Annotated in this window: 1 protein-coding gene; it reads left to right on the top strand. The window is 72.4% G+C overall.

Translation table 11 applies throughout. From position 1 onward, the window contains the following. A partial coding sequence (locus tag ACF089_RS35830) for an SDR family NAD(P)-dependent oxidoreductase (protein ID WP_392036399.1) occupies positions 1-3,901 on the top strand: 3,901 nt, incomplete at both ends.

Raw genomic sequence — 3,901 nt, 5'->3', positions numbered from 1 at the left:
CCAACCCGACCAACACACCTTCCACACCCAACTCGCCCACATCAACACCCACCACCCCCACCCCACCTGGACCACCACCAACAACAACAAAAAGACCAAGAAGCCCAGGATCAAACTGCCGACCTATGCCTTCCAGCGCAGCTCCTACTGGCTCACACCGCCCGCCGCCACCGCCTCCTCCGTATCGGCGCTCGGCCAGAGCGCGGCCGGCCATCCGCTGCTCGGCGCGATCCTCGATCTGCCCGACCGGCACGCGACGGTGCTCACCGGTCAGCTCTCCCTCACCACACACCCCTGGCTGGCCGATCACGCGGTCAACGGCACGGCCCTCCTGCCGGCCACCGCGCTGGTCGATCTGGCGCTCCACACCGGGGCCCGTCTCGACTGCCCCCACCTCGACGAGCTGACGCTCCACGCGCCGCTCGCGCTGCCCGAGGGCGTCACGCTCGACCTCCGCCTCCTGGCCGCCGAGCCGGACGACAGCGGCGTCCGCGAGCTGACCTTCCACTCCCGCCCGCACACCCCCGACCAGGAACAGCACCACCCACAGCACCACGAATCCGACCAGGACGAATGGACCCACCACGCCACCGCCACCCTCACCCCCCACACCCCCGAACCACCCCCACACACCACACCCACACCCACCACCTGGCCCCCTGCCCACACCACCCCACTCGACCTCACCACCACCTACAAAGACCTCACCCACCACGGCTACCACTACGGACCCCTGTTCCAAGGCCTCACCCACGCCTGGCAACACGACAACCACATCTACGCCGACATCACCCTCCCCACCAACACCCCCACCAACGGCCACACCACCCACCCCGCACTCCTCGACGCCGCACTCCACGCGTTCGCCCTCCAGCCGGGACGGCCGTCGACCGAGGAGCGCGGGCAGACCGTCCTCCCCTATGTCTTCCAAGGCGTCACCCACCACGCCGGCGCGGCCGAGCCCACCGCCCTGCGCGTTCACCTCACCACGACGGGACCGGACAGCCTCACGCTCACTACGACCCTCCCCGACGGCACGCCCCACCTCACCGTCCGCAAGCTCACCCTGCGGCCCCAGTCGACGCCCGCCGCACGGCTCCCGCTCCACCACACCCGCTGGATCTCCCGGCCCGCTCCGTCCTCCGCGCCCGATCTCGGCGCCTGCGCCTATCTCGCGCTCGGCGACCACCCGGCCGCCGAGCTGATACCCGGCCCGCGCCGGTACGCGGACCCGGCCGCCCTCGGCGCCGCCGTCGACGGCGGCGCCCCCACCCCCCGGCTGGTCATCGCCCCTCTCACCGGCGACGGAACCCGCGCCTCCGAGGCCGCCGACGTCCATGCCGGACTGGCGCGCGCGCTGGAGCTGCTCAGGGAGTGGCTCGCCGACGACCGTTACGCCGACACCCGGCTGGTCCTGCTGACGCGGCACGCCGTGCCCGTACGGTCGTACGAGGATCCGGACCCCGCTCAAGCCGCGCTCTGGGGTCTGCTGCGCACCGCGCAGACCGAGCACCCGGACCGTATCGGCCTCATCGATCTGGACGCCGGGCCCGCGAGCCGTGCCCAGCTTCCCCACGCCCTCGCGCTGGCCGGCGAGGAGGCCCATATCGCGATCCGCGAGGGGGAGATCCACACCCCGCGCCTCGCCCGCCTCGCGTCGCCCTCGCTGACACCGCCCGCGGGCGGTGCGGCATGGCGGCTCGACCTCACCCGTAAAGGCACGTTCGACGGTGTGGCCATGGTCGAGGATCCGCGGGCCGCGACGGCGCCGGCCGAGGGCGAGGTCCGGGTGGAGGTGCGGGCGGCCGGGCTGAACTTCCGCGACGTCCTCGTCACCCTGGACATGGTCCCGGGCCAGGAAGGCGTCATCGGCGAAGGCGCGGGAGTGGTGACCGAGGTCGGCCCGAACTCCGGCGGGCTCGCCCCCGGCGACCGGGTCATGGGCATGTTCTCGCACGGCATCGGCCCGTCGGCCGTCACCGACCACCGCCTGCTCACACGCATGCCCGACCACTGGTCCTTCGTCCGGGCGGCGGCCGTCCCGGTCGCGTATCTGACGGCGTACGAGGCGCTCAAGGGCCAGGTGCGCCGCGGCGAGTCCCTGCTGATCCACACCGCGACCGGCGGTGTGGGCATGGCGGCGCTGCGACTGGCCCGGCACTGGGGTGTCGAGGTCTACGCGACGGCGAGCCCGCACAAGTGGCACGCCCTGCTCGACGAGGGCGTCGAGAGCGACCGCGTCGCGTCGTCCCGCACTCTGGACTTCGAGGGCCTGTTCCGCGAGCGCACGGCGGGCCGCGGCGTCGACGTCGTCCTCAACTCCCTCGCCGACGAGGCCATCGACGCGTCACTCCGGCTGCTCGCCGACGGCGGACGCTTCATCGAAATGGGCAAGACGGACCTGCGCGACGAGCGGAGCGTCCGGGCGGCCCACCCGGGCGTCGACTACCGGGTGTACGACCTCACCCGGACCGAACCGGAGCGGATCCGCCGGCTCTTCGAGGAGCTGGCCCCGCTGTTCCACGGCGATGAACTGCCGCCTCCCCCGGTGAGCACCTTCGGCATCGGCCAGGCACGTGAGGCGTTGCGCCACCTCAGCCAGGCCCGGCACATCGGCAAGGTCGTGCTCACCCTGCCCAGACCGCTCAGCGCCACCGGAACCGTGCTGGTCACCGGCGGCACCGGCGTCCTCGGCTCCCGCACCGCACGGCATCTGGTGACCGAGCACGGCGTACGGAATCTGCTGCTGGTCAGCCGCTCGGGCGCGCGGGCCGCCGGATCCGGCGCGCTCCGCGAGGAGTTGGAGGCGCTGGGCGCGACGGTGATCGTGGCGGCCTGCGACACGGCCGACCCCGCCGCCGTCGACACGCTGCTGAAGGGCGTACCCGCCGAGCATCCGCTGAGGGCCGTCGTCCACACCGCCGGGGTCATCGACGACGCCACCGTCACCGCGCTCACCGAAGAGCAGCTGGCGAAGGTGCTGCGCCCGAAGGTCGACGCGGCCTGGAATCTGCACCGGGCCACCCGCGATCTCGACCTGGACGCCTTCGTCCTCTTCTCCTCCCTCTCCGGGACCCTGGGCGCCGCCGGGCAGGCCAACTACGCGGCCGCCAACGCCTATCTCGACGCCCTCGCCCACCACCGGCACACCCTCGGGCTCCCCGCCACCAGCCTCGCCTGGGGGCTGTGGGCCGAGCACAGCGGTATGACCGGCCATCTCACCGACGCGGACGTCGCCAGGATCACCCGCACCGGGTTTCCGCCCCTCGCCACGGCGGACGCGCTCGATCTGTTCGACGCGTCGCTGTCCGCCGCCGAGCCGGCGCTCGTGCTGACGGCGCTCAACACCCCGGCCCTCCTCGCCCAGGCCCAGAGCAAGACGCTCCCCGCGCTGTTGCGCGGTCTCGTCCGTACGCCGGCCGCCCGGCCCGCCCCGACGGCCGGTGCGATCAAGCCCACGGAGACGGACACCGCGTCCTCCCTGCGCGAACGTCTCGCGGGGCTCGGCGAGCAGGACGGACTGGGGCATCTTCTGTCGCTGGTGCGGGCCACGATCGGCACGGTCCTGGCCCACCCCGATCCCGAACAGATCGACCCGCAGCAGACCTTCAAACAGCTCGGCTTCGACTCCCTCACCACCGTCCAGCTCCGCAACCACCTCACCCACACCACCGGCCTCCGACTCCCCGCCACCCTCGCCTTCGACCACCCCACCCCCCACGAACTCACCACCCACCTCCACCAGAAACTCAGCCCCGCCACCCAACAACCCACCACGAGCACACCGAGCACCACCACCGACCAGGACGAGCCCATCGCGATCGTCGGCATGGGCTGTCGATTCCCCGGCGGAGTCCGCTCACCCGAAGACCTCTGGAACCTGGTCACCGAAGGCCGCGAC

This window comes from Streptomyces sp. NPDC014894 (assembly GCF_043080985.1).
Classification (GTDB): Bacteria; Actinomycetota; Actinomycetes; order Streptomycetales; family Streptomycetaceae; genus Streptomyces.
The sequence above is the reverse complement of the archived record's forward strand: the minus strand, read 5'-3'. Positions and strand labels throughout refer to the sequence as shown.